Genomic DNA, 25,427 nt, shown 5'->3' with positions numbered 1-25,427 from the left:
AGGAGAAGCGTTCGGATGAGGATCTGCTTTATCGGAGCGGGAGCCTTGGGCTCGACCATCGGGGGGACGCTGGCGCGTGGCGGAGCCGAAGTTTGGCTGATCGATCCGTTCCAGGCCCATGTCGACGCGATCAATGCCGGTGGTCTCCGGATGCTGGAGGGAGACGCCGAGACCGTCGTGAAGGTCTCCGCCTGCACCTCGGCGATCCAGGTCGGCGCAGTGGCGGACCTCGTCATCGTCCTCGTCAAGTCCTATCACACGCGGGATGCAATCCGTGCGGCAGCGCCGATCATCGGGCCGCAGACGGTTGTCATGTCGCTTCAAAACGGTCTTGGTCACGAGGACATCCTTTCCGAGGAAGTCGGTCGTGACCGGGTCATGGCGGGCAAGACCTACGTGGGTGGCGTGCTGCTCGGCCCTGGTCACGTTCGCTCCGGGGTCGTAGGCAAGGAAACCATCATCGGCGAACTCGATGGACGCTTGACGGAACGCGCACAGCGGATTTCCGAGGCTTTTAATGGTGCCGGCATTCTCACGCTGCTGAGCGACAACATCCTTGGCACGATGTGGGACAAGCTGTTCATCAACGTCGCCGGAGGAGGAATCACCGCCATTACCGGATTGACCTATGGCGGTCTCTATTCGCTGCCGATCCTGGAAGATTGCGCGCTGGCCGCGATCTCGGAGGGCATCGCCGTCGCGCAGGCTGCCGGCGTGAAGATCTCCATCGCCGATCCGCGCCTCGCCTGGACGATGGCGTCCGCTGGACTACCGCCCCAGTTCAAGACATCGATGTTGCAGAGCTTGCAATCCGGCAATCTGACCGAGGTCGATTACATTCACGGCTCGGTCGTGCGTTGGGGCGCCAAGCTCAACGTGCCGACCCCCGTCAATTCAACACTCGTCGCGTTGGTCAAGGGGCTCGAATACGCCCGCAGCGACTATCCGGGAAAGGCCTGAGACGATGTCGCTGCCCCGCGCTTACGTCGAACACGTCGCGATCCGTGTGCCGGATGTCGACCATCACGTCGGCTTCTTTCGTGAGGTGCTTGGTCTTTCCATTCGCGACGAGCAGCCCGCCGATGGCGCACGGCCGCGTCAGGTTTGGGTGCTCGGAAGCGTGCAACTGATCGAGGATCCGCATTTTGTCGGACCGGAGGGCCGTCTCGCCCATCTCGGCATCATGGTCGACGATTACGAAGGTGTACTCGCCCGTGCCGCCGCCTGGGGTGCCAAGGCGTTGCCTGCGGGGCCGAACTGGCTCGAGCTGCCGGGCGGGCTCAACATCGAAATCCTGCAAGCCAGCGCAGGTGCCGTAGAAGCGGCCCTGGCGATCAATCCCCGTGCCTAGAGTTTGAGGAAGACGCGACATGACCGATGAACGATACTGGGACGATGCCAAGGTCGGCGACGAATGCGTTACCCCTTCGGTGACCGTCACCGAGGCGATGGTGAACGCCTATGCCGAACTGACAGGTGATTTCACGCCTGTTCATGTCGACGAGGAATACGCCAAAACTACACCCTTCGGCACGCGGGTCGCGCACGGGCTGTTTGGCTTGTCCCTCGCCGACGGTCTGAAGACGCGCGCCGACTACCGCTTCCTTCCGGGGATGTCGCTGGGCTGGACCTGGGATTTCAAGCTGCCGATCAAGCTCGGTGACACCGTGCACGTAAAGTTCCGCGTCGGCTCGATGCGCGCAACAAAGCGCGATGGGTGGGGCATCGTGGTGCTTCCCTCGGAGCTGATCAATCAGCACGGCGAAGTCGTGCAGCTCGGTGAGCATCGGCTGATGATCCCGATGCGCCCTAAGGCCGCCGCAGGAGAGCAGGCATGACCGAGCAAGATCCGCCGCTCCAGAATTTGCCGCTCAAGGGCATTCGCGTCATCGACTACAGCCATTTTCTGGCCGGCCCGTTCATGGGCCGCTGCCTCGCCGCGATGGGCGCGGAGGTCATCAAGGTGGAGCGTCCGAAGCAAGGCGACGCGGGCCGCGCCCACGGCTATTTCAAGGACGGACAATCCGGCTACTTCCTGCAGCAGAACATGGGCAAGCAGGGACTGTGCATCGACCTGCGCGACAAGCGCGGTCTCGACATGATGATGAAGCTGGTCGACACGGCCGATGTCTTCATCGAGAACTACCGCCCGGGTGCACTCGAACGCCTCGGGCTCGGTTACAAGGCGCTCTCGGCGCGGAACCCCGGACTGATCTACTGCTCGGTCTCCGCCTATGGCCACACCGGTCCCTACGCCGACCGTCCGGGCTTCGGCCTGATCGCGGAGGCGATGTCGGGCGCCCTGGCGCAATTGGGTACCCCCGGCGAAGCGCCGCCGCTGTTGCGGATGCCGCTCGCGGATATGTATACCGGCATTCACGGTGTGGCTGCGATCAACGCAGCGTTGGTCGGCCGCGCATCGTCCGGGCGGGGCCAGCATATCGATCTGGCGCTGTACGACTGCATGGTCTCGATGCACGACTATGCGGTTCAGCGCTACTTCCTCTCCGGCGGTACCGATCTGCCGAAGCAGACCGGCAGCGGCCAGCCGGACTCGACTGTCTACGGCGTCTTTCCGGCCAGGGACGGCAATCTTGTCATCGCTGCGCAAGTCGACGACGCGTGGCGGCGGTTGGCGAATCTGATCGGGGGAGCCACGTTGGCATCCGACGAGCGATTCACCACGCCGGCCGCGCGGAACGCCCATTATGCCGAAGCGATGGAGCTCGTGCGCAACTGGACGCTGTCGCAACCGTCCCGGGATGCCTGTCTCGCGGCCCTCGACGAAGCAGGTGTGCCGTCCGCTCCCGTGCAGACCATCGAGGAGGTCGTGAAGGATCCGCAGATCCATGCGCGCGGCATGCTGGTCGAGCAGGAACATCCTGTGCTAGGTAAGGTGACGTTGCCGAACCTGCCGTTCCGCTTCTCCGGGTGTGACACCACGGTGCGTACCCCGGCGCCACTGCTCGGCCAGGACAATCGGCGCATTGCGGCCTCGCTCGGACTGTCGAGCGAAGCCGTCGAGGCGATGGTGCGCGATGGCGTGTTGTACAACGAAGCCGCCGTGCGGGAGTGAGCCATGAGCGATCGTTATGCGGTGATTGGCAATCCGATCGGCTTCAGCAAATCACCCCTCATCCACGGCACTTTCGCCAAGATGACGGGACAGGACCTTGTGTATGAGGCGATCGAGGGCCCCCTCAATGGCTTCAAGGAACGGGTTGAACAATTCCGGACCGGGGGCGCCAAGGGGCTGAATATCACCGCCCCGTTCAAGCTCGATGCCTTCGCCTATGCAAACGTGCTTTCAGAGAGTGCCAAACGAGCAGGCGCCGCAAACTGCCTGAAGTTCGAGGGCGATCGGATCATTGCCGAGAATTTCGACGGGATTGGCCTCGTGCGCGACATCACGGTCAATCTTGGCGTCAAAATGGCCGGCCGCCGCGTCCTGATGCTCGGCGCTGGAGGAGCGGCGCGTGGCGCGCTGCTGCCGTTCCTGCGCCAGGAGCCGTCCGAGCTGGTTCTGGTCAACCGAACGCTGTCGAAGGCGGTGGCATTGGCCGAAGAGTTTGCCGGCTGTGGTCCCCTGATCGTCAGCGGCTATGCCGAGTTGGCCGATCTTGCCGAGGGCTACGACGTCGTGGTCAACGCGACATCCGCCAGCTTGCGCGGTGAGATGCCGCCGCTTCCGGGGAATGTCTTTCGGGGCGCGGAGCTCGCGTACGAACTCGCTTACGGCAAGGGGCTCACTCCCTTTCTGCGAGCGGCCCGCACCGAAGGCGTAGCCAAGCTCGCCGACGGCGTCGGCATGCTGGTCGAGCAGGCGGCGGAAGCTTTTGCCTGGTGGCGTGGCGTTCGACCAAGCACGGCTCAGGTCATCGCCGAGCTGACTGTCCCATTGAGCTGACGGCGATGCCGAGCATGCATCCGAAGTCCAGCTTTCTCGTCGGGCTGATCGGCAGTGGAATCGCTGCCTCCCGCACTCCGCCGATGCACGAAGCGGCCGCGGACGCCGCCGGCATCCGCTATCTCTACAAAAAGATCGATCTGACAGAGTTGAAGCTCGGTGTGGAGGCGCTGCCGGAGTTGCTTACGGCTGCAAAGCGGATGGGCTTTGACGGGTTAAACGTGACCCATCCCTGCAAGCAGGCGATCCTTCCACTGCTGGACGAGCTCTCGCCTGACGCTCAGGCGCTCGGTGCGGTGAACACCGTGGTGATCAGGAATGGCCGAATGACCGGCCACAACACGGACTGGTTCGGCTTCGCCGAGAACTTTCGCCGCAACATGGCCGGGGCGCCGCTCGGCCGCGTCGTCCAACTCGGCGCCGGCGGTGCCGGCGTGGCGGTCGCTTTCGCATTGATGAAACTGGGCGTGGAGGAACTGACCATCATCGATGTCGATCCGGCCAAGGCGCAGAATGTGGTGGACGGCTTGTCCCCCCGCTTTGCGGAAGGGCGATTGAAGGTCGGGCATGATGTCGCTGCGGCTGTGGCTGCCGCGGACGGAATTGTCAACGCGACGCCCATCGGCATGGACAAGTATCCGGGCACGCCGCTGCCGACGGGCCTGCTGCGTGCCGATCTGTGGGTTGCCGAGATCGTCTACTTCCCGCTGGAAACCGCACTGCTGCGCACGGCGCGTGCCCTCGGCTGCCGCACGGTCGACGGCGGCGGCATGGCGATCTTCCAGGGCACGGAGGCATTCCGCCTGTTCACGGGCATCTCACCCGATCCGGACGTCTTCTTCGCGACTTTCGCGACCCTGGGAGGGTAACACCCAGCCGATGGGCGAGCGGCACGCACAACGCCCGAGAGGAAACGCAAGATGGGCTATACGCTCGATTTCTCCGTGGTTTGGCATGCGATGCCCACCCTACTGTGGGGGTGTGTGGGTACGTTGGCCCTGGCGCTCGCCGGAATGACGCTTGCAATGATGATCGGTGTCGCCGGCGTCGCGGCACGCGATGCGAAGGCGGCCTGGTTGCGTGCCTTCGTGATCGGCTTCGTCGAGATCGTGCGCAATACTCCTTTCCTGGTTCAGATCTTTTTTCTGTTCTTCGCCCTGCCACTCATTGGATTGAAGCTCAATCCGACAGCCACCGCCATCATCGCCCTCGGCGTCAATGGCGGCGCCTACGCCATCGAGATCATCCGCGGCGGGGTGCAATCCATTCACAAGGGACAAGTCGAGGCGGGCTACGCGCTTGGACTGCACAAAGGACAGGTATTCCGTTTCATCGTGCTCAAGCCCGCTCTTCGTGCGATCTACCCTTCGCTCACAGGGCAGTTCATCATGCTGACGCTGACATCGTCGATATGCTCGGCGGTGTCCGCTTACGAACTGACATCGGTTGCGCAGCGCATCGAAAGCGACACATTCCGCAGCTTCGAGGTCTATTTCTCCGTCACTTTCCTCTATCTCGGGATCTCCTGGCTACTGATGCTGGGCTTTGCGGCCATCTCTCACCGCTTCTTCTCATATCCGACACGCTGAGGAGGAGATTATGACACCGCATTTTGGTCTTCCGGAGTTCGGCTTCCTGCTGCGTGGTCTGCAATGGACCGTGCTGCTGACGCTGGTCGCATTCGCAGGCGGCTGCACGGCGGGACTCGCTATCGCATTGCTGCGCACCTGTGGTCACAAGGGTGTGGAATGGATCACCCGCATCTACATCGGGGTATTCCAGGGCACGCCGCTGCTGCTGCAGCTTTTCGTCGTGTATTACGGATTGGCGCTCACCGGGCTGAAGCTCGACGCCTTCGTCGCTGTGGCGATCGGCTTTACCGTGAACGCCTCCGCCTTCCTCGGCGAGATCTGGCGCGGTGCAATCCAGGCGGTCCCTCGCGGTCAGACCGAGGCGGCGATGGCGCTCGGGCTGCATTATTCCTCCCGCATGCGCGACATCGTGCTGCCGCAGGCCATCCGCATCTCACTGCCGGCGACCATCGGCTATCTCGTGCAGCTCATCAAGGGCACCTCGCTCGCCGCTATCGTCGGCTTCATCGAGCTCGCCCGCGCCGGTCAGATCGTTTCGAACCAGACCTTCCAGCCGTTGCTCGTCTTCGGCGTGGTCGGCGCAATGTATTTCATCCTATGCTGGCCACTCTCATGGTGGGGCAGCCGGATGGAGGCCAGGCTGGCCCTGGCCAGTCAAAGGTAGGAATGGCGTCCCTACCCAATCAAACACAGCCATCACCAGGAGGAGATACTCATGTTGTTTTTATTCAATCGTCGCCAGCTCGGGGGCGCGCTGCTGGCGTTGGCGGCAATCGCCGCCGCAGGCAAATCGCAGGCGGGCACTCTGGAAGACGTCAAGAAGAAGGGCGTCGTAGTCATCGGCATTCAGGGCGACAATCCTCCCTGGGGCTATGTCGACAGCTCGGGAAAGCAGGATGGCATCGATGCCGACATGGGGCGCGCCTTCGCTGACTATCTCGGTGTGAAGGCCGAGTTCGTCCCGCTCGCGGTCGCCAATCGTATTCCGGCACTGACGACGGGCCGCGTGGACATTCTGTTCGCGACGATGGCCATGCTGCCCGAACGTGCAAAGGCCGTGCAGTATTCCAAGCCCTATGTTGCCAACGAGATCACGCTCGTCGCTGCCCAGGCGACCCCGATCAACAGCAATGCTGACATGGGCAAGTACGTTATCGGCGTTCCGAGATCCTCGACGCAGGACACTCAGGTCACCAACAGTGCGCCAGCGGGCACCGAAATCCGCAGGTTTGACGATGACGCGGCCACGATCCAGGCATTGCTCTCCGGCCAGGTGCAGGCCGTCGGCGCAAACAGCTTCTACCCGCAGCGTCTGAACGCCGCGAAGCCGGAACTCGGGTTCGAGCCCAAGCTTCACTTCACCGCTCTGTACAACGGGGCTTGTACCCGTTTGGGAGACAAGGAGTGGAACGAGACGGCCAACAAATTCATCGACCAGATCAAGTCCAATGGCAAATTAGCCGGCTTCTACGCCAAGTGGATGAAGGCGCCCGTGCCGATCTTCCCGGACTCGGTCCCCGGCGTTCCCTTCACAGTCCAGTAGCCACCGCAAGCGGCCGACGCGCGATCCGCGTTGGCCGCTGCCCGACAGCGGAGACCAGCATGCAGGACCAGATCCTGATCGAAATGAAAGGCGTGCAGAAGTGGTACGGCGGGTACCAAGCTCTGCGCAACGTCGATCTCACCGTGCGCAAGGGCGAAAAGATCGTGGTGTGCGGGCCGTCCGGTTCAGGCAAGTCGACGCTGATCCGCTGCATCAACCGCCTCGAGGCGATCCAGCAGGGAAGCATCGTGGTGAACGGCCATCGGCTGGACGACAGCATCAAGGCTATCGATGTCGTACGCCAGGACGTCGGTATGGTGTTTCAGAGCTTCAACCTTTTTCCGCATATGACGGTGTTACAGAACTGCACGCTCGCGCCCATTCGCGCGCGCCGCGTCAGCAAGACCGAGGCGGAAGCGATCGCGCGAAAATACCTCGAGCGCGTGCGCATCGGTGACCAGGCCGAGAAGTATCCGGCCCAGCTTTCGGGCGGCCAGCAACAGCGCGTCGCGATCGCGCGCGCGCTCTGCATGCAGCCCAAGGTGATGCTGTTTGACGAACCGACTTCGGCTCTCGATCCCGAGATGGTCAAGGAGGTGCTCGACACCATGATTGGCCTCGCCAACGACGGCATGACCATGATCTGCGTCACCCACGAGATGGGTTTTGCCCGCCAGGTTGCCGATCGTGTGATATTCATGGCCGAAGGCCAGATCATCGAAGAAGGTGCGCCCGACGCTTTCTTCCGCAATCCAAAGCACGCCCGCACCAGGCAGTTTCTTGGCGAAATCCTCGCCCATCACTGAACGGAGTTCTTCCATGAGTCGTCTTGTCTACGTCCTCAACGGGCCAAATCTCAATTTGCTCGGCAAGCGTCAGCCCCACATCTATGGCCACGAGACGCTCGCTGATGTGGAGCGGGATTGCCGGGCGCTGGCGGGGGAGCTCGGCCTTGAGGTTCGCTTTCATCAATCCAACAGAGAATATGAAATCATCGACTGGATCCACGAGGCGCGCGAGACGGCGGCCGGCATCGTAATGAATCCCGCGGCCTTCACCCATACGTCGGTCGCCATCCTTGATGCTCTAAACACGTTCGAGGGCACGGTGATCGAGGTGCACATTTCCAACGTGCACAAGCGCGAGGAATTCCGTCACCATTCGTTTGTCTCCAAACGAGCGGATGGGGTCATCGCAGGCTTCGGCACGCAGGGCTATCTGCTCGGCCTGCGGCGTGTCGCCAAGCTGATCGATGAGACGAAGGGGTAGCATCGCATGGGTGAAGCCGTCCGCCTGTCGGTGGCGGGAGCGGGTCTCATCGGCAAGCGACACATCGAGCATATTCTCGCACGGCCGGAGGCGGTATTGTCGTCGATCGTAGATCCGACGCCGGCGGCACGAGAGTTGGCGGTTTCGCTGAAGGTGGATTGGTTTCCGTCCCTTCACGACATGCTCTCCGAAAATCGGCCGGACGGGGTGGTTGTCGCCACCCCCAATCAGATGCACGTGACCAACGGCATGGATTGTATCGCAGCTCGCATCCCGGCGCTTATCGAGAAGCCGTTAGCGGATGACGTCGTCGCTGCAGAAGCCCTGGTCGAAGCCTCCGAGCGAGCCGGCGTGCCGCTGCTCACCGGCCATCATCGTCGCCACAACCCGATGATCCAGCGCGCCAAGGCGGAGATCGACAGCGGTCGGCTCGGCCAGATCGTGTCGGTGCATGGCATGTTCTGGCTGATCAAGCCGGACGATTATTTCGACGTGGCCTGGCGCCGCGAGAAGGGGGCGGGGCCGGTCTTCCTGAATCTCATCCACGATGTCGACCTGCTGCGCTACCTGTGTGGGGATATCGTGGCGGTACAGGCTGCCCAATCCAATCGACTGCGCGGCAACGCGGTTGAAGAGACAGCGGTGATGATCCTGCACTTCGCCTCCGGCGCGCTGGGAACGGTCAATGTCTCCGACATCATTCAGTCGCCCTGGAGCTGGGAATTCACCACCGGAGAGAATTCCGCCTACAGCCACACGCTCGAGACCTGTTACCAGATCGGCGGCACGAGGGCATCGCTGGCTATTCCGCAACTCGATCTGTGGCACCACCCAAGCAAGGCCAGCTGGTGGGCGCCGATCGAGCGCGAGCGGCTGAGCTACGAGAAAGAAGACCCGCTTGGTCTGCAAATCGCCAATTTCTGTGCGGTTATCCGCGGTACGGCCGCGCCTGTGGTGAGCGGGCGCGAAGGGCTGAAAACCCTCAGAGTGATCGATGCGGTCAAGCGCGCAGCGGAAACCGGAGATTTGGTGTCGGTTTGATACCGGGACATCGGGGTATCGAAGTGCGGTGCAGGAAACCACGACATTTCGCGGGTGACCAAGGCACCAGGCGCGCGCGGGGGCGTCCCTGCCGGAGGTTCAGCGATAAACCCCCGCGGGATGGCTGAAAATCTCGAAATCGCTGCCGCGCGCGATGCCGATGAGCGTCAGCCCGCTGGCCTCGGCTGTTCGTATCGCAAGCGCAGTCGGCGCGGAGACTGCGACGACGATGCCGGCGCCGATCGCGGCGGTCTTCTGCACCATCTCGACTGAGATCCGGCTGGTGAGGATGACGGCGCCGGAGCGGCCGGACACGCCCTGCGAGGCCAGCGCGCCGGCGAGCTTGTCCAGCGCATTGTGGCGTCCGACATCCTCGCGCAGGATCATGTCATGGTGGCCGGGCCGGAAAAGGCCGGCGGCATGGGTGGCACGCGTTGCGTGATTGAGGATTTGCGCTGTGCCGAGCTGCTCGATCGAGGCGCGGATCTGATCCGGCGTAAGGCTGATCTGCCGTTGAATGATGCGATTTATCCGGTTGGCTTCGGCCAGACTCTCGATACCGCACAACCCGCAGCCGGTCGGGCCAACGAGCCTTCGGCGCCGATCCTTCAGCAGGCGTCCGGCCCGCGGCCGCAGCCAGGTTCGCACCTCGATGCCGCCGGCAGCGGTGACGACCGACAAGTCGTCGATCTCGCCGGCGTCGTCGATGATGCCTTCGGTCAGGCTGAAGCCGAGCGCGAGGTCGGCGAGATTTGACGGCGTGGCCATCAGAACGGCAAGGGTCGTTCCGTCAAAGACGAGTGCCACGGGACACTCCTCGGCAATGACGCGCTCGTCCTGTGTTCCGTGCGACGTCAGCCGGGGCATCTTGATCGAAGCTGTCGGCGCCGAGGCGCGATCGCGTCTGGGTGAGCGGGAGCCGTGCATGATGTTCATCCTCGACGAAGTATCGACGCGCCAGCGCGCCCAATGTTCCGAAGGGGGAGGAACCAGCGACGCTCGCTTCCGTTTTCCGCACGGGGCCAGCAAGCGAAGGGCCGGCCATGCGGCAAAAGGCAAAAGTCAAAACCTATGATGCACCGGCCGGTGGCTGGGGCTCGCTCAATGCGCTCATGCACATCCTCACGCAGGAAGAGGTTGCGATTCTCGGCAGCGAGATTCTGCTGAAGCAGAACAAGCCAGATGGCTACATGTGCGTGAGCTGTTCCTGGGCAAAGCCGGCCGATCCGCGCCCCTTTGAGTTCTGCGAGAATGGTGCCAAGGCGACCGCTTGGGAAATAACCGGCAAGACGGTCACGCCGACTTTTTTCGCGCAGCACACACTCGCCGATCTCCGCACCTGGTCCGACCATGACCTGGAAGAGCAGGGCCGCCTGACCCATCCGATGCGTTACGATCCCGTCAGCGACAAATACGTGGCGGTCGATTGGAGCGAGGCGTTCCGCGAGATCGGCAGCGAGCTGAACAGGCTCGATCCCCGCTCGGTCGTCATGTACACGTCCGGCCGCGCATCGCTCGAGGCGAGTTACATGTACCAGCTGTTCGGCCGCATGTACGGCACCAACAACTTCCCTGACAGCTCCAACATGTGCCACGAGACCACCTCTGTGGCGCTGCCGCAAGTGATCGGCTCGCCTGTCGGCACGGTATTGCTGAAGGATTTCGAGCAGACCGACTGCATCTTCTTCTTTGGCCACAATACGACGACAAACGCCCCGCGCATGCTGCACCCGCTGCAGGAGGCGGCCCAGCGCGGCGTGCCGATCGTAACCTTCAACCCGCTCCGGGAACGGGGGCTGGAGCGCTTCGTCAATCCGCAAGATCCCGTTCAAATGATTGCGGGAGGCACGCGCATCAGTTCGCAATACCATCAGGTTCGCCTTGGCGGCGACGCCGCGGCCATCCTCGGGATTTGCAAATGGGTGATCGAGGCAGACGATCGGGCATCGAAATATGCCGAGCCACGCGTGGTCGACGTCGACTTCATCGCGCAGCATACCGCGGGTTTTGAAGAATTTGCTGCGTTCTGCCGTGATCAGGACTGGAACGAAATCGAGCGGGCGTCGGGTCTCAAGCGGTCAGCCATGCTCGAGGCGGCGAACGCCTACATGGCAGCCAATGCGGTGATCGCCAACTACGGGATGGGCGTCACCCAGCACAAGCATGGCGTCGAGACCACCAAGATGATCGTCAACCTCCTGCTGCTCCGCGGCAACATCGGTAAGCCCGGCGCCGGCATCTCGCCGATCCGCGGCCATTCCAATGTGCAGGGCCAGCGCACCGTCGGTATCTCCGAGAAGACGAAGCTCGTGCCGCTCGATAAGATCGCCGAGCTCTATGGATTCGTGCCGCCACGGTGGGATGGCTTGACAACCGTTGATACCTGCGACGGCATCTTGAAGGGAGATGTCCGCGGCTTCGTCAGCCTCGGCGGCAATTTTGTCCGTGCCATCCCGGAGCGGTCGCTGATGGAGCCGGCCTGGTCAGGCCTTCGCCTTTCGGTGCAGATTGCGACCAAGCTGAATCGCAGCCATATCGTGCCGGGAGAGGTCACGTATCTGCTGCCGTGCCTCGGCCGCATCGAGATCGACGAGCAGGCAAGTGGTGCGCAAGCCGTCTCGATGGAGGATTCCACCGCATGCATCCACGGCTCGCGCGGACAGCGCAAACCGGTGGCCCAGCATGCGCTGTCGGAGCCGGCGATCATCGCCGGCCTCGCCAAGGCGACGCTGAAGCCAAATCCCAGGATCGATTGGGATGCCTGGATCGCGGACTATTCGCGCGTGCGCGACGCCATCGAGCGCACCTATCCCGACCAGTTCAAGGATTTCAACAAGCGCATGCTCGAGCCAGGTGGCTTCCCGCGACCGCTCGCTGCGCGCGAGCGCAAATGGAAGACGCCGAACGGCAAAGCGAACTTCACCGTTCCCAAGTCCGCCTTCGCGCCACCGCAGGAGCGCGACGGCATCTACGAGCTGATGACCATACGCGCCGATGGGCAGTTCAACACGACGATCTACACCGAGGACGATCGTTTCCGCGGCATCCAGGGCAGCCGCTACGTTGTCCTGATGAATCCCGCCGACATGGAGGCGGATGGTATCAAGTCAGGCGATACCGTCACGCTGGTGACGGAAGCCGGCGATGGCGTCGAGCGCAGCCTGAGCGAGCTCCAGGTGGTGCCCTATGATATCCCGCGGAGGACAATCGCGGGGTACTACCCCGAGTGCAATTGCTTGATTCCGCTGTGGCACCACGCAGAGGGCAGTAAGGTTCCCGCGGCAAAATCAATCCCGGTGCGGCTCTTCAAGGACATCGTCCCCGAGCTCATCGAAGGCGGCGAGATTCCGATCTCAGCGAAGTGACAATCTGCGCCCTTGTCATGAAATCCATCTCAGGACCGATCTCCAGGTTGGCTTTTCGGAGGTTTCGATCGAGCGCTGGATCGGCGAAACGTCTTCCCTTCTACAAAGGCAGCAGTGGAACGCCTCGGCATTATGAGGGTTCCTATGCCGGATGCGCGGAGACGCGCAGAATGTCGCCGACCGTGATGGTGGAGAACGATGAGGGACGGCAAGTCAGATGTCGCCAAAATCCGGGATGCAGTCCATCTATGCATCGACATGCAGAACATCTTCGCTCCCGGCGGCCTTTGGGCAACGCCCTGGATGGAGCGCGTCTTGCCGACAATCGTCGGAATCGTTTCATGTCATCAACCGCGGACGATCTTCACGCGCTTCATCACGCCGAAATCTCCGGAAGACCGGCCGGGCCAGTGGCAAAGCTATTTTCGGCGTTGGCACCAGGCGACCCGCGACCAGCTTCCGCCATCCGCGCTCGAGCTCGTGCCAGCGCTGGCGCGTTATGTGCCGCCATTGCGTATCGTCGACAAGCCGGCCTACTCGGCGTTCAGCAATCCCGCCCTCGCAAGTCTTCTGGTTGAGCTCGGCATCGGAACGGTGGTGGTATCAGGCGCCGAGACGGACGTTTGTGTCCTCTCGACGGTGCTGAGTGCTGTCGATCTCGGCTTCAGAGTCGTCATCGTGGAGGACGCGTTGTGCAGCTCGTCGGATGTCGGGCACGATGCGCTCATGACGATGTACCGGACGCGCTTCCACGGCCAGGTCGACCTGGTGACCTCAGAGGAATTGGGCGAGTTTTGGCGCGAGTAGCTATACGACCGGCTGCTTGTCCTTGCGCAGCCTCTCGATGACCTCGCGATCGATGTTGAGGTGGGCCGCGACGAGCTCGGGTCGTGTCAGCGTGGCTGTTGCTTCGCCAATGGACATACGCTGGGCCGTGCGGGTTCCTCTCTTTGAGGCACGCTGGAACCGCACGGCCGATTTTGGGTTGGTGGGATCGCACCCGCTCATCGAGGACCCGGCATGACGGAACCCGACATTCGCAAGGGGATGCCGCCCGTCAAGCTGTCGCGAGACGAGTTCGAGCGGCGCTATAGACGCGAGTTCGTCGATCCCGCCTTCGCGCCGCTTCAGCGCGAGCTCGATGCAATCATCGGCGCCGCCTGGGACGCTTACAGCAATTCACGCAAGGCGCCGCTAACGCGGAAGGCGGGCGCAGGCTTTGCTGATCCGGAGTACGAGTTGGCAGTCGACTGGCTGGAGACCCGCGCGGCGGTGTTGGACGCCCAGCGCCGCCATGACGACGCCAGCGTGCCGGCGCGAATCCTCATCATCAACGGCTCCGCTCGCAGTGAGCACACCTGTCCCGGCGAAATGTCGAAGACTTGGCGCATGGTCAAGCTGGCCGAGCCGGTTTTTCTCGAGATGGGATTTGCCGTCGACATTCTCGATCTCTCTCGCCTGGCTTCGGAATTCGGAAAGAATATCCATCCCTGCAAATCCTGCGTCTCGACGGCCATGCCGCTCTGCCACTGGCCGTGCAGTTGTTACCCGAACTATTCGCTTGGCCAGACCAGCGACTGGATGAACGAGATCTATCCGCTCTGGGTGGCGGCTCACGGCATTCTGATCGTAACGCCGGTGAACTGGTATCACGTTCCCGGCGGACTCAAGGCGATGATGGATCGCCTGGTCTGCGCCGATGGCGGCAACCCGGATCCGACGTCGACCCATGGCAAGAAAGCTGCCGAAGCGAAGGCGATCGAGCTGAAGGGCTGGCCGTATCCGCGCCATCTCGCCGGTCGGCATTTCGGCCTGATTGTCCACGGCGACAGCGTCGGCACGGAAGGCGTGCGTCGTGCTCTGTCCGATTGGCTGACCGACATGCATCTGGTCTCGTCGGGCCGCTTCGGCGAGATGGATGGCTATGTCGGCTACATGGAAAAATACGCCACGTCGCATCGGGATCTGGATGAAGACCGCGCGTTTCAACAGGAGGTTTTGAATGCGGCGCGCGCGCTCGGAAATGCCGTCCGACTCGCACGGGAACGGCGCGACGACCCGGCGGCCGGGCTTGAAGATCCCAACCCCAAATGACGCGGCGGGCCTGGGAACGAAGGGCGCCGGCTGGCTTTGACTGGTTGGAAAAGGGGCTACGAGAGCTGGAGAGACCATGGCCCAAACCAAAGAGATGACTCGCTGTATCGAGCTGTGCCTAAACTGCTACCGGGCTTGCCTTGGCATGGCGATGAACCATTGCCTCGAAGTCGGCGGCAAGCACGTCGAGCCCAAGCATTTCCGTCTCATGATGGCCTGCGCCGAGATGTGCCGTACCTCGGCGCATTTCATGCTGATCAACACGCCCCACCACAAGCACACGTGTCGGGAATGCGCCGAGATCTGCGCGGAGTGCGCGCAGGATTGCGAGCGGATTGGCGACATGGACGAATGTGTCGCCATGTGCCGCGCCTGCGCCGAGTCCTGCCGCACCATGGCAGCGTGAGACCCGGTCCCATGCTGGAAGAGAAACTCAAGGAAGCCATCATCGGCGAACTCAAGCGTCAGGCCGCCAACCGGCCGCGAGCGCTGAAAGTAGAAGCGCTCCAGGTCGATGGCGGCGCCGAGGAGCTGGTCGTCAATGGCAAGATCGATCTCGCCGAACTCGCCATGGTCATCGCCGGCTCGGTCGCGGGCGGGCCATAGCTCTAGAGCAGCGCCTTCAGCTTCAGCGCGTCGGCCGGCGCGGCACTCTTCTGGTCATTGTCGAAGTAGACATAGACGTCGCAGCCTTGCCGTTTCCAGGATTTGATCCGTCCCGCCCATTGCGCGAGCGCAGGCTTTGTATAATGGCCATGATAGCGCCCACTTGGACCGTGGCCGCGCACATAGACGAAGTCCGCCGTGCGCTTCCACGGCGCGGGCGCATCGTGATGATCGGATAGGCAGAGCGAGATGTTCTCGTCGGCCAGCATCCGCAGGATGCGAGGTTGATACCAGCTCGGGTGCCGAAACTCGAAACTGTAGCGGCGTTTTCGTGACAGCAGCTTGAAGAACGAGCCGAGCCTGTCGGCATTCGCCTCGAATTGCGGAGGTAGCTGGAACAGGATCGGCCCTGCCTTGCCCCGCAGGCGCGAAATGCGGTCCTCCAAAAGCTCGAGGCTGTTCTGAGACCGATCGGTCAGGCGCTTCCAATGCGTGATGAACTTGGAGGCCTTCCAGGCGAAGACGAAATCGCCGCCGGTCTGTTCTTGCCACGCCTCGACCGCCTCCGGCGTTGGTGTGCGGTAGAATACACCGTTCAGCTCCGTGGTATCGAACTGGCTGGCATAGTACCGCAACTGCTGCTTCAGCGGCAGACCTTCGGGGAAGAACGGTCCGCGCCAGGAGTCGTAGTGCCAGCCGGAGGTACCAATCAGAACGCGCGCCATTCGAGGCCAATCATAGGTTGAAGCTTTCCCTGGCGGTGCCCGGCCTCATATGGGAGACCGGGCCTGCTTGGTTAGCGTCGCCGCTTCGCTGCGCGGGGCCGGGTCGCCCGCCGGTTATAGGGCGACCGATTGATCGGCTTCAGCGAGATGCCCTCACGATGCGCCTTGCTGCGGATCGCTGCGATCGGGCGCTGAAGCTTGATGCTCATGACGCCCGTGGGCGTGTTGCCCTTCGCAAGCTGCCGCAACATCCTGACGTCCGCCGTCGACCACGGTTGACGCGAACGGCGCTTGTATGAGGGATTTGCTTTGCGCGGTCCCTTCTTGCCGATCGGCGAGCCGGGACGTTTCCATGCTGTTCGTGCCATGTTGATCCTCCTTGGTCTTCAAGGCACGAATCAGCATGTTGGTTCCATTGCGGATGGTCACATAGCGGAGCTACAGAGAATCCTCCGGCAGGCATCGACGAAAACCTGCGCGCCGGTGACGATGTCGACGTCGGCGGTGTTCTCGGTCCAGTGATGGCTGATGCCGCCGATCGAGGGCACGAACAGCATGCCCGCGGGCATGATCGTCGCGAGCATCTGCGCGTCGTGGCCGGCGCCGCTGGGCATGCGGATAGATCGTCCGCCGGCCAGTACTTTGCTCGCGCCTTCGATGGCGTCCTGAATGCCGGCATTCATCATGGCCGGCGCGCCGGTGCGGATCTTCTCCACCTTGACGGTGCACGGTCCCTTCGCGCTCGCTTCGACTGCCATCGTTCGCAGCAATTCCTCCAGCCGCGCGATCACGGCCGGATCGTCGTCGCGGATCTGGAACAGCATTTCTGCGCCACCGGGAATGATGCTCGGCGCGCCCGGGTCAAGCGTGATGCGGCCGGTGGTCCAGACCGTGCGCGGCCCGCAGGCCGCCGGGAAGCGCTCGTCGATCGCCACGCAGAACTTTGCCAGCGCGAGACCCGCATCCTTGCGCACGGCCATGCGCGTGGTGCCGGCATGGTTCTGCTCGCCGGTGAAGGTGATGCGGTACTGCCAGATGCCGACGATGGAGGTCACGACGCCGATCGCGAGCTTGCCGCTTTCGAGCGTATCGCCCTGCTCGATATGGGCCTCGAGATATCCGACGTGCCGTCCCGGCTCGGCCGTGATGCGCGCACGTCCCGCGAGCCCCATGTCGGTCAGCGCGTCGCGCATGGCGCGGCCACTGGTGCGGTCGCGCGCGGCATCGATCTCCGCCTCCGTCACTTGTCCGACATAGGACCGTGAGCCGAGGAAGTTGCCGAAATGACCTTCCTCGTCGCACCACGCAGCGACCTCGACAGCGCCTTTCATGGAGGAATCGGTGTTGAGCACGCGGGCCGCTTCGATGGCATAGACGACGCCAAGCGGGCCATCGAGCCAGCCGGCATAGTTCTGGCTTTCCAGGTGCGATCCGGCCAGCAGTTTCGGCCCGAGCTTGGTGCTGGTGCCGACGATGTTGCCGATGCCGTCGATCGCGCCGGTGAGCCCGGCCTCGGGTAGCTTCCGCACCAGCCAGTCCAGCGATTGCTTGTGCGGCTCCGAGAAGGTCGGCTTGTGCACGCCGGTCTTGTAGCTGCCGAGCGCACGAAGCGCGTTGAGATCGGCGAGGACGCGCTCGCCATTGGCACGGGGATGAATATCAGGCATGTTCGGCAACCTTCAGCGCCTCGGTGCGGATCTCCTCGACCAGCCGTTCCTTGAGCTGCACGAACTCGGGCGTGGTCTTGATCTTGTAGGAGCGCGGATGCGGCAGGTCCACGGCGATCTCGGCCTTGATGCGGCCGGGACGGGCGCTCATGACGATGACGCGGCTGCCGAGGAAGATCGCTTCCTCGATGTCATGGGTGACGAACAGCACGGTCTTCTGGTCGCGCTCCCAGATCCCGAGCAGCATTTCCTGCATCAGGGCGCGGGTCTGATTGTCCAGCGCGCCGAACGGCTCATCTAACAGCAGGATCTTGGGATCGTTGGCGAGCGCGCGCGCAATCGCGGTGCGCTGCTGCATGCCGCCGGAGAGTTGCTTCGGCCAGTGGTTCTCGAAGCCTGATAGTCCGACCTGACGGATGAAGCCGTCGGCGACCTTGTTGCGCTCCGCCTCGGCTACGCCGCGTTCGCGCAGGCCAAAGGCGATGTTCTCGCGCACGGTGAGCCAGGGAAACAGCGTGTAGGACTGGAACACCATGCCGCGATCGGCGCCGGGGCCGGTGACCTCGCGTCCGTCGAGCGTGACGCGTCCGCTGGTGGGGCGGTCCAGTCCGGCAACGATGCGCAGCAACGTGGACTTGCCGCAGCCGGACGGGCCCAGGATGGTGACGAAGTCGTTGTTGCCGATGACAAGGTCGGTCGGTTCCAACGCCCGGGTCGGCGCGTTGCCGTGACGTGCCGGAAAAATGCGCGAGACCTGCTCGATCCTGAGGATCGTCATGCCAGCCTCCACGGAAACAGCCAGGCATTGAACGCCTTGAACATGAAGTCCGACAGCAGGCCGATCAGCCCGATGACAATGATGCCGAAGATGATTTGGCCGGTGTTGAGCAGCGCCTGGCTGTCGGTGATCATGTGGCCGATGCCGGAGGATGAGCCGATCAGCTCGGCGACGATGACGTAGGTCCAGGCCCAGCCAAGCACCAGTCGCAGGATCTCGGCGATCTCTGGTGCGGAGGAGGGCAGCAGCACGCGGCGGATGATGCCGCGGTCGCTGGCGCCGAGCGTGTAGGCGGCTTCCACCAGATCGCGCCGTGTGGCGCCGACGGTCACGGCGACCATCAAGATGACCTGGAACACCGAGCCGATGAAGATCACCAGCAGCTTCTGCAGTTCGCCGATACCGGCCCACAGGATCAGCAGCGGGATGAAGGCGGAGGCGGGCAGGTATCGCGCGAAGGAAACGAACGGTTCGAGGAAAGCTTCGATCGGCTTGTAGGCGCCCATCAGCACGCCGAGCGGCACCGCGATGATCGCTGCCAGCGCAAAGCCGCCGACGACGCGCCAGACCGTCATGCCGATGTCGAACAGGAAGCCCTGCTTGACCAGGAGATCATAACCCTCCTGCACCATGGTCAGCGGGTTGGCGAGAAATGTCTTTGACACATGGCCGCCAAAGGTCGCCCAGGACCAGAGGGCGACGAACAGCACGAAGAACGCGAGGCCATAGGCCACGCGCTGCTTCGATGTCACGGAATCCAGGGGACGCATCGTCAGATCTATCCGAATGGCCGATCATGCGCTGATCCCGCTGCGCGGCGGGACCAGCAGCGTGTCGGAGCTTACTTGATGAAGCTGGCGTCGAAGAGGTCCTCGACTTTCGGCGCTGATTTGATGATGCCGATTTCGAGCAGGAGATCGGCCGCATCCTTGTTGAAGGCAAGGAAGTCGCCCGCGAAGAACTTCTGGTTCGCGGCCTTGTCCTGCCAGCGCAGGTACTTTGCCGAGTTGCCGAACTGCTCGCCGGTCTGCTTCACGTCCGCGCCCATGATCTCATAGGCCTTGGCCTGATCCTTGGCGATCATGTCGAGCGCTTCGAAATAGCTGTTGGCGAGGGCCTGCGCCGCTTTCGGGTTCTCGCTTAGGAATTTCGGCGTGCAGCCGAACGTGTCCATCACGATCGGATAGTCTAGCGTGGTCGCGATGATCTTGCCCTTGTCTGGCGCGGCGCGCACGGTCGACAGATACGGCTCATAGGTCATCGCGGCATCGTTCTGGCCGGAGACGAAGGCTTGCGCGGCCGCAGCCGGCTCGAGGTTGACGACGGTGACATCCTTCACCGTGAGGCCGTTTTTCTTCAGCATCCAGGCCAGCGCGAAATAGGGCGAGGTGCCGGGCGCGGAGGCCGCAACGGTCTTGCCCTTCAGCTCCTTGATCGAATTGATGTCGTTGCGCACGGCCATGCCGTCGGCGCCATAGCTCTTGTCGAGCTGGAAGATCTGCTTGGTCGCGACACCGTTGGCGTTCCAGGAGATCCAGGTCTCGACCGTGGTCGCCGCGCACTGCACGTCGCCAGAGGCGATGGCGAGATGGCGGTCCTTCTGGGGAATCTTCTTGATAGTGACATCGAGGCCGTTCTTCTTGAAGATGCCGGCTTCTTTTGCCAGCGTCAGCGGCGCGAAGCCGGTCCATCCGGAGATGCCGATGCCGACCTTGACATCGTCGGCGAGCGCGGGGCTGGCGGCCGTGAGCGCAATAATGGTCGCAAATACTGTCGAACTACGCATGATTATCGTCCTCTTGCCCAGAAGGTTTGACGTCCTGTTGATCTCTGTCGGCCCCTATGGGCCGTTGCGGGAACCGTTGCACGATTTGTGCCGACATCGTTCTCTCAGCCTCCCTTGAATCGCGCGACAAGGCGGTGAGAGTCACCCGGATAAAGCAGGCGCACCGCGGTGATCGTGCGTGCGCTGCGCCAGGTATAGCGATCGATCACGAGGCAGGGCGCGCCGACGGCGATGTCGAGTGCTTCCGCGGTCCGGTCATCTGCAACGATGGCGCTGATCGTGTGCTCGGCTTCAGTCCATGGGACATGATGAAGCAGCCAAGAGCCGGGCGGCTCGCGCGAGAAATCCGCGGTCGCAGCGGATGGCACCGAGGACAAATCGATCAATCTGTCCTCCACCGCAAAGGGCACGTTGTCGGCGCTGTGACGGCAGGCGATCGCAATCACCTTGCCGGCCTTCTTGATGCCGAGACGCGCGCGATCGGCAGTGGTCGCCGCGCGCAACTTACGCCCGATCAGCTCGTAACCATAGCTGCGGCCGAGCGCGGTAATCTCGGCGCGGATATCGGCGATCTTGAGCACGGCCGACTGATGCTGTGGCCGGCGCACGAACGAGCCGGCGCGTCGCCGTCGCTCGATCAGGTCCGCCTGCGCGAGCTCCGACAAAGCCTTGTTCACCGTCATGCGCGAACAGCCGTAGCGCGCCACGAGCTCGTGCTCGAAGGGAATGCGGTGGCCCGGCGGCCATTCGCCGGTCAGAATGCGCTTCTCGATATCGGCGCGGATGCGCTTGTAGAGCGTCGGCTTGTCGGCGCTGTCTGTGGCAAGGCTCATGCTACGAGCCTTCGAATCGCGGCATTGAAGCCTTCACGCGCGGAGTGGCGCAGTTTGTGCTGCCCGCCCTCAACGACCTTGTTACCGCCGGCCCAGACGCAATCGATTGCGCCGCCGCCAGCCGCAAAGATCCAGCCGTCGATGAGGGCATCGCCGCGGCGTCCTGCCAGAGATGGATGTGCGGCATCGAGCGTGACGATGTCGGCGCGCGCGCCGGGCGAGAGGCCGGCTGTGGGCTGTGCCAGGGCCCGCGCGCCGCCCGCAAGGGCATCGTCGAACAGCGTGCGACCGGTCGAACGGCCGGCGCCGCCGGAGAGCACGTTGCGCGCGCGATGCTTCAGTCGTTGGCCATATTCGAGCTGGCGCAATTCGTCGGCGACACCGACCAGCACGTTGGAATCCGTGCCGACGCCAAACAGACCGCCGGCGTCGCGAAATTCCCGCCCCGGAAAGATGCCGTCGCCGAGACTTGCTTCGGTGATAGGGCAGAGCCCCGCGACCGCGCCGGTCTTTGCAAATGCCGTCACTTCCGTATCCGCCATATGGGTCGCGTGAATGAGGCACCAGCGCTGATCGAGTGGTGCGTGCTCCAGCAGCCAATGCACGGGCCGCTGCCCCGACCAGGCCAGGCAATCCTCGACTTCTTTCACCTGCTCGGCGGCGTGGATGTGCACCGGTCCGCCTTCCGCAAGGGGAATGATCGCCGCGAGCTCGTGCGGCGCCACCGCGCGCAGGCTGTGCGGCGCGATGCCGATATTGGCGCCCGACAAGCGCGCGATCGTTTTGCGCGACGCCGCCATCAGCGAGGCGAACTGATCGACCGAGCAGATGAAGCGGCGCTGGCCACCATGCGGTGCGGCGCCGCCGAAGGAGCCGTGCGCATAAAAACTCGGCAGCAGCGTCAGACCGATGCTTGAGGTTTCCGCAGCCTGCGCAATGCGCGCGGCCATCTCGGCGGGGTTGGCAAAAGGCGAGCCGTCCCGATCGTGATGCAGATAATGGAATTCGCCGACGCGGGTAAAACCCTGCTCCAGCATCTCGACATAAAGCAGCGTCGCGACGGCGGCGACGTCGTCCGGGGTCATCGATAGTGCGAAACGATACATCGTCTCGCGCCAGGTCCAGAACGTATCGGCGGAATCGCCGCGCAGTTCGGCAAGTCCCGCCATGCCGCGCTGAAAGGCGTGGCTGTGCAGACTGGCCAATCCCGGAAGCGCGATCTCGTGACGCTCGTCTCCGGCGGCTGGCGCCACATCGGCCGTCACCTCCGCGATCGCGCCGGCGGTGATCACCACCTGCACGTCATTGGCCCAGCCCGAGGGCAGGAGCGCGGAGGCGAAATGCAGTCGGGACATGGATGACACGCCGGCTGGACAGAACCGCCTTACGATTATATGTCTAGACATATAAGTCAAGCATCCGACGGGTATCCGCATGGCAGAGCGCTTCGACCGGATCTGGCATAATGCCCGCCTCGCCACGATGCGGGCCGACCGTCCCGATCTCGGTGAGATCGAGCATGGCGTGATCGCCGCGCGCGGCGGCCGCATCGTCTACGCGGGCTCGGCCGCGGATTTTCCTGTTGATGCCGGCGCCATCGAGCGGATCGATTGCGAAGGGCGCTGGATCACACCCGGGCTCGTCGACTGCCACACCCATCTCGTCTATGGTGGCAACCGTGCCTACGAATTCGAGCTGCGCCTGAAGGGCGCGAGCTACGAGGAGATCGCGCGCGCCGGCGGCGGCATCGTTTCGACGGTGGCGGCGACGCGCAAGGCGAGTGAAGCCGAACTGATAGCGAGTGCATTGCCGCGGCTCGATGCGTTGATCGGCGAGGGCGCCACCACGGTCGAGATCAAGTCTGGCTACGGCCTCAACGCCGAGACCGAGATGCGGCAACTCTCTGCCGCACGCAGCCTCGGCCGCCAGCGACCGGTTGCCATCCGCACCTCGTTCCTCGGCGCGCACGCGCTGCCGGTGGAGGCCGAGGGTGACAAGGATCGTTACATCGATCTCGTCTGCCAGGAGATGCTCCCCGCCGTCGCGAAGGCGGGCCTTGCCGATGCCGTCGATGCCTTCATGGAGGGCATCGCGTTCTCGGCTGAGCAAACGGCGCGCGTGTTCGAGACGGCGAGGGCGCTTGGTCTGCCGGTCAAGCTGCATGCCGATCAGCTCTCGAATCTCGGCGGCGCTGCACTCGCCGCAAGATTCTCCGCGCTCTCGGCCGATCATCTCGAGCACGCCGACGAAGCCGGCGCCGCGGCGATGGCCAAGGCCGGCACGGTGGCCGTGCTGCTTCCGGGGGCCTTCTACTTCATCCGTGAGACGCAAAAGCCGCCGGTCGAGGTGTTCCGCAAGCACGGCGTCCCCATGGCCCTTGCGACCGATTGTAATCCCGGCAGCTCGCCACTGAGCTCGTTGCTACTCACCATGAACATGGGCGCGACGCTGTTCCGGATGAATGTCGCCGAATGTCTTGCCGGCATCACCCGTGAAGGCGCGCGGGCACTCGGCGTGCTCGACGAAGCCGGCACCCTTGAAGCCGGCAAGTGGTGCGACCTCGCAATCTGGGAGGTCGAGCGGCCGGCCGAGCTGGTCTACCGCATCGGCTTCAATCCGCTGCACTGCCGTGTCTGGAGAGGCCAGTGACGGAGCAGGGCGCAACGATCGTCGTCAAGCCTGGGGCGGTGCGCCTCGACGAACTCGCGCGCGTGCTTGGAGGCGCGTCCGTCGTGCTTGATGATGCATTCTGGCCGCCTGTCGAGGCGGCCGCGGAGATCGTGGCGAAGGCGGCGCAGGCCGCGGATCCCGTTTATGGCATCAACACCGGCTTTGGGAAGCTCGCCTCGAGACGCATACCGCCCGATCAGACCGCGCTGCTCCAGCGCAATCTCATCGTCTCACATTGCTGCGGGGTCGGACCAGTGACGCCGGAGCCGATCGTCCGGCTGATGATGGCGCTGAAGATCATCTCGCTCGGGCGCGGCGCTTCCGGGGTGCGCCGCGAGGTGATCGAGCAGTTGCAGGCGATGCTGGCGCGAAATGTCTGTCCGCTGGTGCCGCAGCAAGGGTCCGTCGGCGCCTCCGGCGATCTCGCGCCGCTCGCGCACATGACAGCGGTGATGATCGGCGAAGGGCAGGCGATCCTCGATGGGAAAACCGTGTCCGGTGCCGAGGCGCTGGCGGCAGCCGGCCTTGCGCCGCTGACGCTCGGACCCAAGGAAGGTCTCGCGCTGATCAACGGGACGCAATTCTCGACCGCCTATGCCATATCAGGCGTGCTGCGTGCATTCCGCTTGGCTCGCGCCGCGCTCGTCACCGGCGCGCTGTCGGTCGATGCGGCGATGGCTTCGACCGTGCCGTTCCGTCCCGAGATCCAGGCGCTGCGCGGCCATGCCGGTCAGATCGCGGCGGCGGCGACGCTGACCGCGCTGCTCGAGGGCAGCGACATCCGCCTGTCGCATCTCGAAGGCGATGAACGCGTGCAGGATCCCTATTGCCTGCGCTGCCAGCCGCAGGTCGCGGGCGCGGCGCTCGACCTGATCACGCAGGCCGCACGCGCGCTGATGGTCGAGGCCAATGCCGTGACCGACAATCCGTTGGTGCTGATCGAGACCGGCGAAATCGTCTCCGGCGGCAATTTCCACGCCGAGCCGGTCGCGTTTGCCGCCGACACGATCGCGCTGGCGCTGTCGGAGATCGGCGCAATCAGCGAGCGGAGGATCGCGACATTGGTCGATCCCGCGCTCAATTTCGGCCTGCCGCCGTTCCTCACCCCCGACCCCGGCATCAATTCAGGCTTCATGATCGCCGAGGTGACGGCGGCCGCGCTCTATGCCGAGAACAAGCAGCGCGCGGCTGCCTGCTCGATCGATTCGACACCCACCAGCGCCAACCAGGAAGACCATGTCTCGATGGCCGCGCACGCCGCGCGTCGTCTGTCCGATATGGCCGACAATCTCGCCGCGATCCTTGGGATCGAGCTTCTGGTTGCCGCTCAAGGTATCACGTTGCGCGCGCCGCATGCGACGAGTGCGCCGCTTGTTGCCGTCATCGCGAAGCTTCGCGAGCACGTGCCCGCGCTCGGCGCGGACCGCTACATGGCCGGCGATCTCGCGAGCGCCGCTGCGCTGATCGAAGGCGATGCGTTGCCGGCCGTGGCGATCGCGGCGCTTTCATCCGATCCATTTCCAAAACTCGACTGAACTAGACTTGACTGAG

At 63.5% G+C, this 25,427-nt stretch carries 28 protein-coding genes; 19 read left to right on the top strand and 9 right to left on the bottom strand.

The genetic code is table 11. The features are described 5' to 3' along the window. The first annotated feature begins 15 nt into the window (after positions 1 to 15). The 12 genes from BM374_RS26940 to BM374_RS26885 are packed head-to-tail and all read left to right on the top strand — an operon-like array spanning position 16 to position 9,352. Positions 16 to 960: a ketopantoate reductase family protein gene (locus tag BM374_RS26940; RefSeq protein WP_092299289.1), complete on the top strand. Its 945-nt coding sequence runs from the start codon at positions 16 to 18 to the stop codon at positions 958 to 960. Between the two features lie 4 nt (positions 961 to 964). Next, positions 965 to 1,351, top strand: a complete 387-nt coding sequence (locus BM374_RS26935; RefSeq protein ID WP_092299286.1) for a VOC family protein — start codon at positions 965 to 967, stop codon at positions 1,349 to 1,351. A 19-nt stretch (positions 1,352 to 1,370) separates the two neighbouring features. Continuing rightward, positions 1,371 to 1,838 (top strand): MaoC family dehydratase, encoded by a 468-nt coding sequence (locus BM374_RS26930; RefSeq protein ID WP_092299283.1) that lies wholly within the window; start codon positions 1,371 to 1,373, stop codon positions 1,836 to 1,838. Then, entirely contained in the window at positions 1,835 to 3,076 is a 1,242-nt protein-coding gene (locus BM374_RS26925; protein ID WP_092299280.1) for a CaiB/BaiF CoA transferase family protein, read from the top strand. Before BM374_RS26930 ends, BM374_RS26925 begins: the two co-directional genes overlap by 4 nt. A gap of 3 nt (positions 3,077 to 3,079) precedes the next feature. Further along, complete coding sequence (gene aroE / locus BM374_RS26920; protein ID WP_092299277.1) at positions 3,080 to 3,907, top strand: shikimate dehydrogenase; 828 nt, start codon at positions 3,080 to 3,082, stop codon at positions 3,905 to 3,907. Between the two features lie 14 nt (positions 3,908 to 3,921). Beyond that, a complete protein-coding gene (locus BM374_RS26915) occupies positions 3,922 to 4,776 on the top strand; it encodes a shikimate dehydrogenase (RefSeq protein ID WP_092299883.1) in 855 nt (284 codons plus the stop codon). A gap of 51 nt (positions 4,777 to 4,827) precedes the next feature. After that, positions 4,828 to 5,496 carry an amino acid ABC transporter permease gene (locus BM374_RS26910; protein ID WP_092299273.1) on the top strand — a complete coding sequence of 223 codons (669 nt, stop codon included), beginning with the start codon at positions 4,828 to 4,830 and terminating at the stop codon, positions 5,494 to 5,496. 10 nt (positions 5,497 to 5,506) lie between these two features. After that, entirely contained in the window at positions 5,507 to 6,163 is a 657-nt protein-coding gene (locus tag BM374_RS26905) for an amino acid ABC transporter permease (RefSeq protein ID WP_092299270.1), read from the top strand. Positions 6,164 to 6,214: 51 nt separating this feature from the next. Next, entirely contained in the window at positions 6,215 to 7,042 is an 828-nt protein-coding gene (locus tag BM374_RS26900) for a transporter substrate-binding domain-containing protein (RefSeq protein WP_092299267.1), read from the top strand. Positions 7,043 to 7,101: 59 nt separating this feature from the next. Continuing rightward, positions 7,102 to 7,848, top strand: coding sequence for an amino acid ABC transporter ATP-binding protein (locus BM374_RS26895; protein WP_092299264.1), 747 nt, complete (start codon positions 7,102 to 7,104; stop codon positions 7,846 to 7,848). Between the two features lie 13 nt (positions 7,849 to 7,861). After that, on the top strand, positions 7,862 to 8,311 hold the full coding sequence (gene aroQ / locus BM374_RS26890) for a type II 3-dehydroquinate dehydratase (RefSeq protein WP_092299261.1): 450 nt from the start codon (positions 7,862 to 7,864) through the stop codon (positions 8,309 to 8,311). A gap of 6 nt (positions 8,312 to 8,317) precedes the next feature. Beyond that, positions 8,318 to 9,352, top strand: coding sequence for a Gfo/Idh/MocA family protein (locus BM374_RS26885; RefSeq protein ID WP_092299258.1), 1,035 nt, complete (start codon positions 8,318 to 8,320; stop codon positions 9,350 to 9,352). A 99-nt stretch (positions 9,353 to 9,451) separates the two neighbouring features. Here the strand turns inward: BM374_RS26885 and fdhD are convergent, their stop codons facing one another. Further along, positions 9,452 to 10,219 (bottom strand): formate dehydrogenase accessory sulfurtransferase FdhD, encoded by a 768-nt coding sequence (fdhD, locus tag BM374_RS26880; RefSeq protein WP_092299880.1) that lies wholly within the window; start codon positions 10,217 to 10,219, stop codon positions 9,452 to 9,454. 176 nt (positions 10,220 to 10,395) lie between these two features. Between fdhD and BM374_RS26875 the strand changes: the two genes are divergently transcribed. The 5 genes from BM374_RS26875 to BM374_RS26855 all read left to right on the top strand — a co-directional run bounded on the left by BM374_RS26875 (position 10,396) and on the right by BM374_RS26855 (position 15,417). Further along, complete coding sequence (locus tag BM374_RS26875; RefSeq protein ID WP_092299255.1) at positions 10,396 to 12,717, top strand: FdhF/YdeP family oxidoreductase; 2,322 nt, start codon at positions 10,396 to 10,398, stop codon at positions 12,715 to 12,717. Positions 12,718 to 12,915: 198 nt separating this feature from the next. After that, positions 12,916 to 13,524, top strand: coding sequence for a cysteine hydrolase family protein (locus tag BM374_RS26870; protein WP_092299253.1), 609 nt, complete (start codon positions 12,916 to 12,918; stop codon positions 13,522 to 13,524). A 213-nt stretch (positions 13,525 to 13,737) separates the two neighbouring features. Continuing rightward, positions 13,738 to 14,811, top strand: coding sequence for a flavodoxin family protein (locus tag BM374_RS26865; RefSeq protein WP_092299250.1), 1,074 nt, complete (start codon positions 13,738 to 13,740; stop codon positions 14,809 to 14,811). A gap of 76 nt (positions 14,812 to 14,887) precedes the next feature. Further along, on the top strand, positions 14,888 to 15,217 hold the full coding sequence (locus BM374_RS26860) for a four-helix bundle copper-binding protein (protein ID WP_092299247.1): 330 nt from the start codon (positions 14,888 to 14,890) through the stop codon (positions 15,215 to 15,217). 11 nt (positions 15,218 to 15,228) lie between these two features. Next, positions 15,229 to 15,417, top strand: coding sequence for a hypothetical protein (locus tag BM374_RS26855; protein WP_092299244.1), 189 nt, complete (start codon positions 15,229 to 15,231; stop codon positions 15,415 to 15,417). 2 nt (positions 15,418 to 15,419) lie between these two features. Here the strand turns inward: BM374_RS26855 and BM374_RS26850 are convergent, their stop codons facing one another. The 8 genes from BM374_RS26850 to BM374_RS26815 all read right to left on the bottom strand — a co-directional run bounded on the left by BM374_RS26850 (position 15,420) and on the right by BM374_RS26815 (position 22,561). Further along, on the bottom strand, positions 15,420 to 16,142 hold the full coding sequence (locus BM374_RS26850) for a DUF72 domain-containing protein (protein ID WP_092299241.1): 723 nt from the start codon (positions 16,140 to 16,142) through the stop codon (positions 15,420 to 15,422). 71 nt (positions 16,143 to 16,213) lie between these two features. After that, entirely contained in the window at positions 16,214 to 16,510 is a 297-nt protein-coding gene (locus BM374_RS26845) for a hypothetical protein (protein ID WP_092299238.1), read from the bottom strand. A 57-nt stretch (positions 16,511 to 16,567) separates the two neighbouring features. Further along, positions 16,568 to 17,809, bottom strand: coding sequence for a Zn-dependent hydrolase (locus BM374_RS26840; RefSeq protein WP_092299235.1), 1,242 nt, complete (start codon positions 17,807 to 17,809; stop codon positions 16,568 to 16,570). Continuing rightward, positions 17,802 to 18,587 carry an ABC transporter ATP-binding protein gene (locus BM374_RS26835; RefSeq protein ID WP_177248551.1) on the bottom strand — a complete coding sequence of 262 codons (786 nt, stop codon included), beginning with the start codon at positions 18,585 to 18,587 and terminating at the stop codon, positions 17,802 to 17,804. The genes BM374_RS26840 and BM374_RS26835 overlap by 8 nt, the downstream gene beginning before the upstream one ends. After that, a complete protein-coding gene (locus BM374_RS26830) occupies positions 18,584 to 19,357 on the bottom strand; it encodes an ABC transporter permease (RefSeq protein ID WP_092299229.1) in 774 nt (257 codons plus the stop codon). The genes BM374_RS26835 and BM374_RS26830 overlap by 4 nt, the downstream gene beginning before the upstream one ends. 71 nt (positions 19,358 to 19,428) lie before the next feature. Beyond that, complete coding sequence (locus BM374_RS26825) at positions 19,429 to 20,373, bottom strand: ABC transporter substrate-binding protein (RefSeq protein ID WP_092299226.1); 945 nt, start codon at positions 20,371 to 20,373, stop codon at positions 19,429 to 19,431. Between the two features lie 104 nt (positions 20,374 to 20,477). After that, positions 20,478 to 21,206 carry a histidine utilization transcriptional repressor HutC gene (gene hutC, locus BM374_RS26820; protein ID WP_092299223.1) on the bottom strand — a complete coding sequence of 243 codons (729 nt, stop codon included), beginning with the start codon at positions 21,204 to 21,206 and terminating at the stop codon, positions 20,478 to 20,480. Then, on the bottom strand, positions 21,203 to 22,561 hold the full coding sequence (locus BM374_RS26815) for a formimidoylglutamate deiminase (RefSeq protein WP_092299220.1): 1,359 nt from the start codon (positions 22,559 to 22,561) through the stop codon (positions 21,203 to 21,205). Before BM374_RS26815 ends, hutC begins: the two co-directional genes overlap by 4 nt. Before the next feature lie 79 nt (positions 22,562 to 22,640). Between BM374_RS26815 and hutI the strand changes: the two genes are divergently transcribed. Continuing rightward, positions 22,641 to 23,855, top strand: coding sequence for an imidazolonepropionase (hutI, locus tag BM374_RS26810; protein ID WP_092299217.1), 1,215 nt, complete (start codon positions 22,641 to 22,643; stop codon positions 23,853 to 23,855). Beyond that, entirely contained in the window at positions 23,852 to 25,411 is a 1,560-nt protein-coding gene (gene hutH / locus BM374_RS26805; RefSeq protein WP_092299214.1) for a histidine ammonia-lyase, read from the top strand. The genes hutI and hutH overlap by 4 nt, the downstream gene beginning before the upstream one ends. The last annotated feature ends 16 nt before the right edge of the window (positions 25,412 to 25,427 follow it).

The sequence above is a fragment of the Bradyrhizobium sp. Ghvi genome, assembly GCF_900115265.1.
In the GTDB taxonomy this organism is placed as follows: domain Bacteria; phylum Pseudomonadota; class Alphaproteobacteria; order Rhizobiales; family Xanthobacteraceae; genus Bradyrhizobium.
The sequence above is the reverse complement of the archived record's forward strand: the minus strand, read 5'-3'. Positions and strand labels throughout refer to the sequence as shown.

Coding starts and splice junctions, on each gene's coding strand:
- hutI (WP_092299217.1), top strand. CDS start 22,641: ATGGCAGAGCGCTTCGACCGGATCTGGCATAATGCCCGCCTCGCCACG.
- BM374_RS26835 (WP_177248551.1), bottom strand. CDS start 18,587: ATGACGATCCTCAGGATCGAGCAGGTCTCGCGCATTTTTCCGGCACGT.
- BM374_RS26825 (WP_092299226.1), bottom strand. CDS start 20,373: ATGCGTAGTTCGACAGTATTTGCGACCATTATTGCGCTCACGGCCGCC.
- aroQ (WP_092299261.1), top strand. CDS start 7,862: ATGAGTCGTCTTGTCTACGTCCTCAACGGGCCAAATCTCAATTTGCTC.
- BM374_RS26855 (WP_092299244.1), top strand. CDS start 15,229: ATGCTGGAAGAGAAACTCAAGGAAGCCATCATCGGCGAACTCAAGCGT.
- BM374_RS26870 (WP_092299253.1), top strand. CDS start 12,916: ATGAGGGACGGCAAGTCAGATGTCGCCAAAATCCGGGATGCAGTCCAT.
- BM374_RS26915 (WP_092299883.1), top strand. CDS start 3,922: ATGCATCCGAAGTCCAGCTTTCTCGTCGGGCTGATCGGCAGTGGAATC.
- BM374_RS26935 (WP_092299286.1), top strand. CDS start 965: ATGTCGCTGCCCCGCGCTTACGTCGAACACGTCGCGATCCGTGTGCCG.
- hutC (WP_092299223.1), bottom strand. CDS start 21,206: ATGAGCCTTGCCACAGACAGCGCCGACAAGCCGACGCTCTACAAGCGC.
- BM374_RS26885 (WP_092299258.1), top strand. CDS start 8,318: ATGGGTGAAGCCGTCCGCCTGTCGGTGGCGGGAGCGGGTCTCATCGGC.
- fdhD (WP_092299880.1), bottom strand. CDS start 10,219: ATGCCCCGGCTGACGTCGCACGGAACACAGGACGAGCGCGTCATTGCC.
- BM374_RS26840 (WP_092299235.1), bottom strand. CDS start 17,809: ATGCCTGATATTCATCCCCGTGCCAATGGCGAGCGCGTCCTCGCCGAT.
- BM374_RS26815 (WP_092299220.1), bottom strand. CDS start 22,561: ATGTCCCGACTGCATTTCGCCTCCGCGCTCCTGCCCTCGGGCTGGGCC.
- BM374_RS26895 (WP_092299264.1), top strand. CDS start 7,102: ATGCAGGACCAGATCCTGATCGAAATGAAAGGCGTGCAGAAGTGGTAC.
- BM374_RS26910 (WP_092299273.1), top strand. CDS start 4,828: ATGGGCTATACGCTCGATTTCTCCGTGGTTTGGCATGCGATGCCCACC.
- BM374_RS26925 (WP_092299280.1), top strand. CDS start 1,835: ATGACCGAGCAAGATCCGCCGCTCCAGAATTTGCCGCTCAAGGGCATT.
- BM374_RS26905 (WP_092299270.1), top strand. CDS start 5,507: ATGACACCGCATTTTGGTCTTCCGGAGTTCGGCTTCCTGCTGCGTGGT.
- BM374_RS26900 (WP_092299267.1), top strand. CDS start 6,215: ATGTTGTTTTTATTCAATCGTCGCCAGCTCGGGGGCGCGCTGCTGGCG.
- aroE (WP_092299277.1), top strand. CDS start 3,080: ATGAGCGATCGTTATGCGGTGATTGGCAATCCGATCGGCTTCAGCAAA.
- BM374_RS26830 (WP_092299229.1), bottom strand. CDS start 19,357: ATGCGTCCCCTGGATTCCGTGACATCGAAGCAGCGCGTGGCCTATGGC.
- BM374_RS26860 (WP_092299247.1), top strand. CDS start 14,888: ATGGCCCAAACCAAAGAGATGACTCGCTGTATCGAGCTGTGCCTAAAC.
- BM374_RS26865 (WP_092299250.1), top strand. CDS start 13,738: ATGACGGAACCCGACATTCGCAAGGGGATGCCGCCCGTCAAGCTGTCG.
- BM374_RS26930 (WP_092299283.1), top strand. CDS start 1,371: ATGACCGATGAACGATACTGGGACGATGCCAAGGTCGGCGACGAATGC.
- BM374_RS26875 (WP_092299255.1), top strand. CDS start 10,396: ATGCGGCAAAAGGCAAAAGTCAAAACCTATGATGCACCGGCCGGTGGC.
- BM374_RS26850 (WP_092299241.1), bottom strand. CDS start 16,142: ATGGCGCGCGTTCTGATTGGTACCTCCGGCTGGCACTACGACTCCTGG.
- BM374_RS26940 (WP_092299289.1), top strand. CDS start 16: ATGAGGATCTGCTTTATCGGAGCGGGAGCCTTGGGCTCGACCATCGGG.
- BM374_RS26845 (WP_092299238.1), bottom strand. CDS start 16,510: ATGGCACGAACAGCATGGAAACGTCCCGGCTCGCCGATCGGCAAGAAG.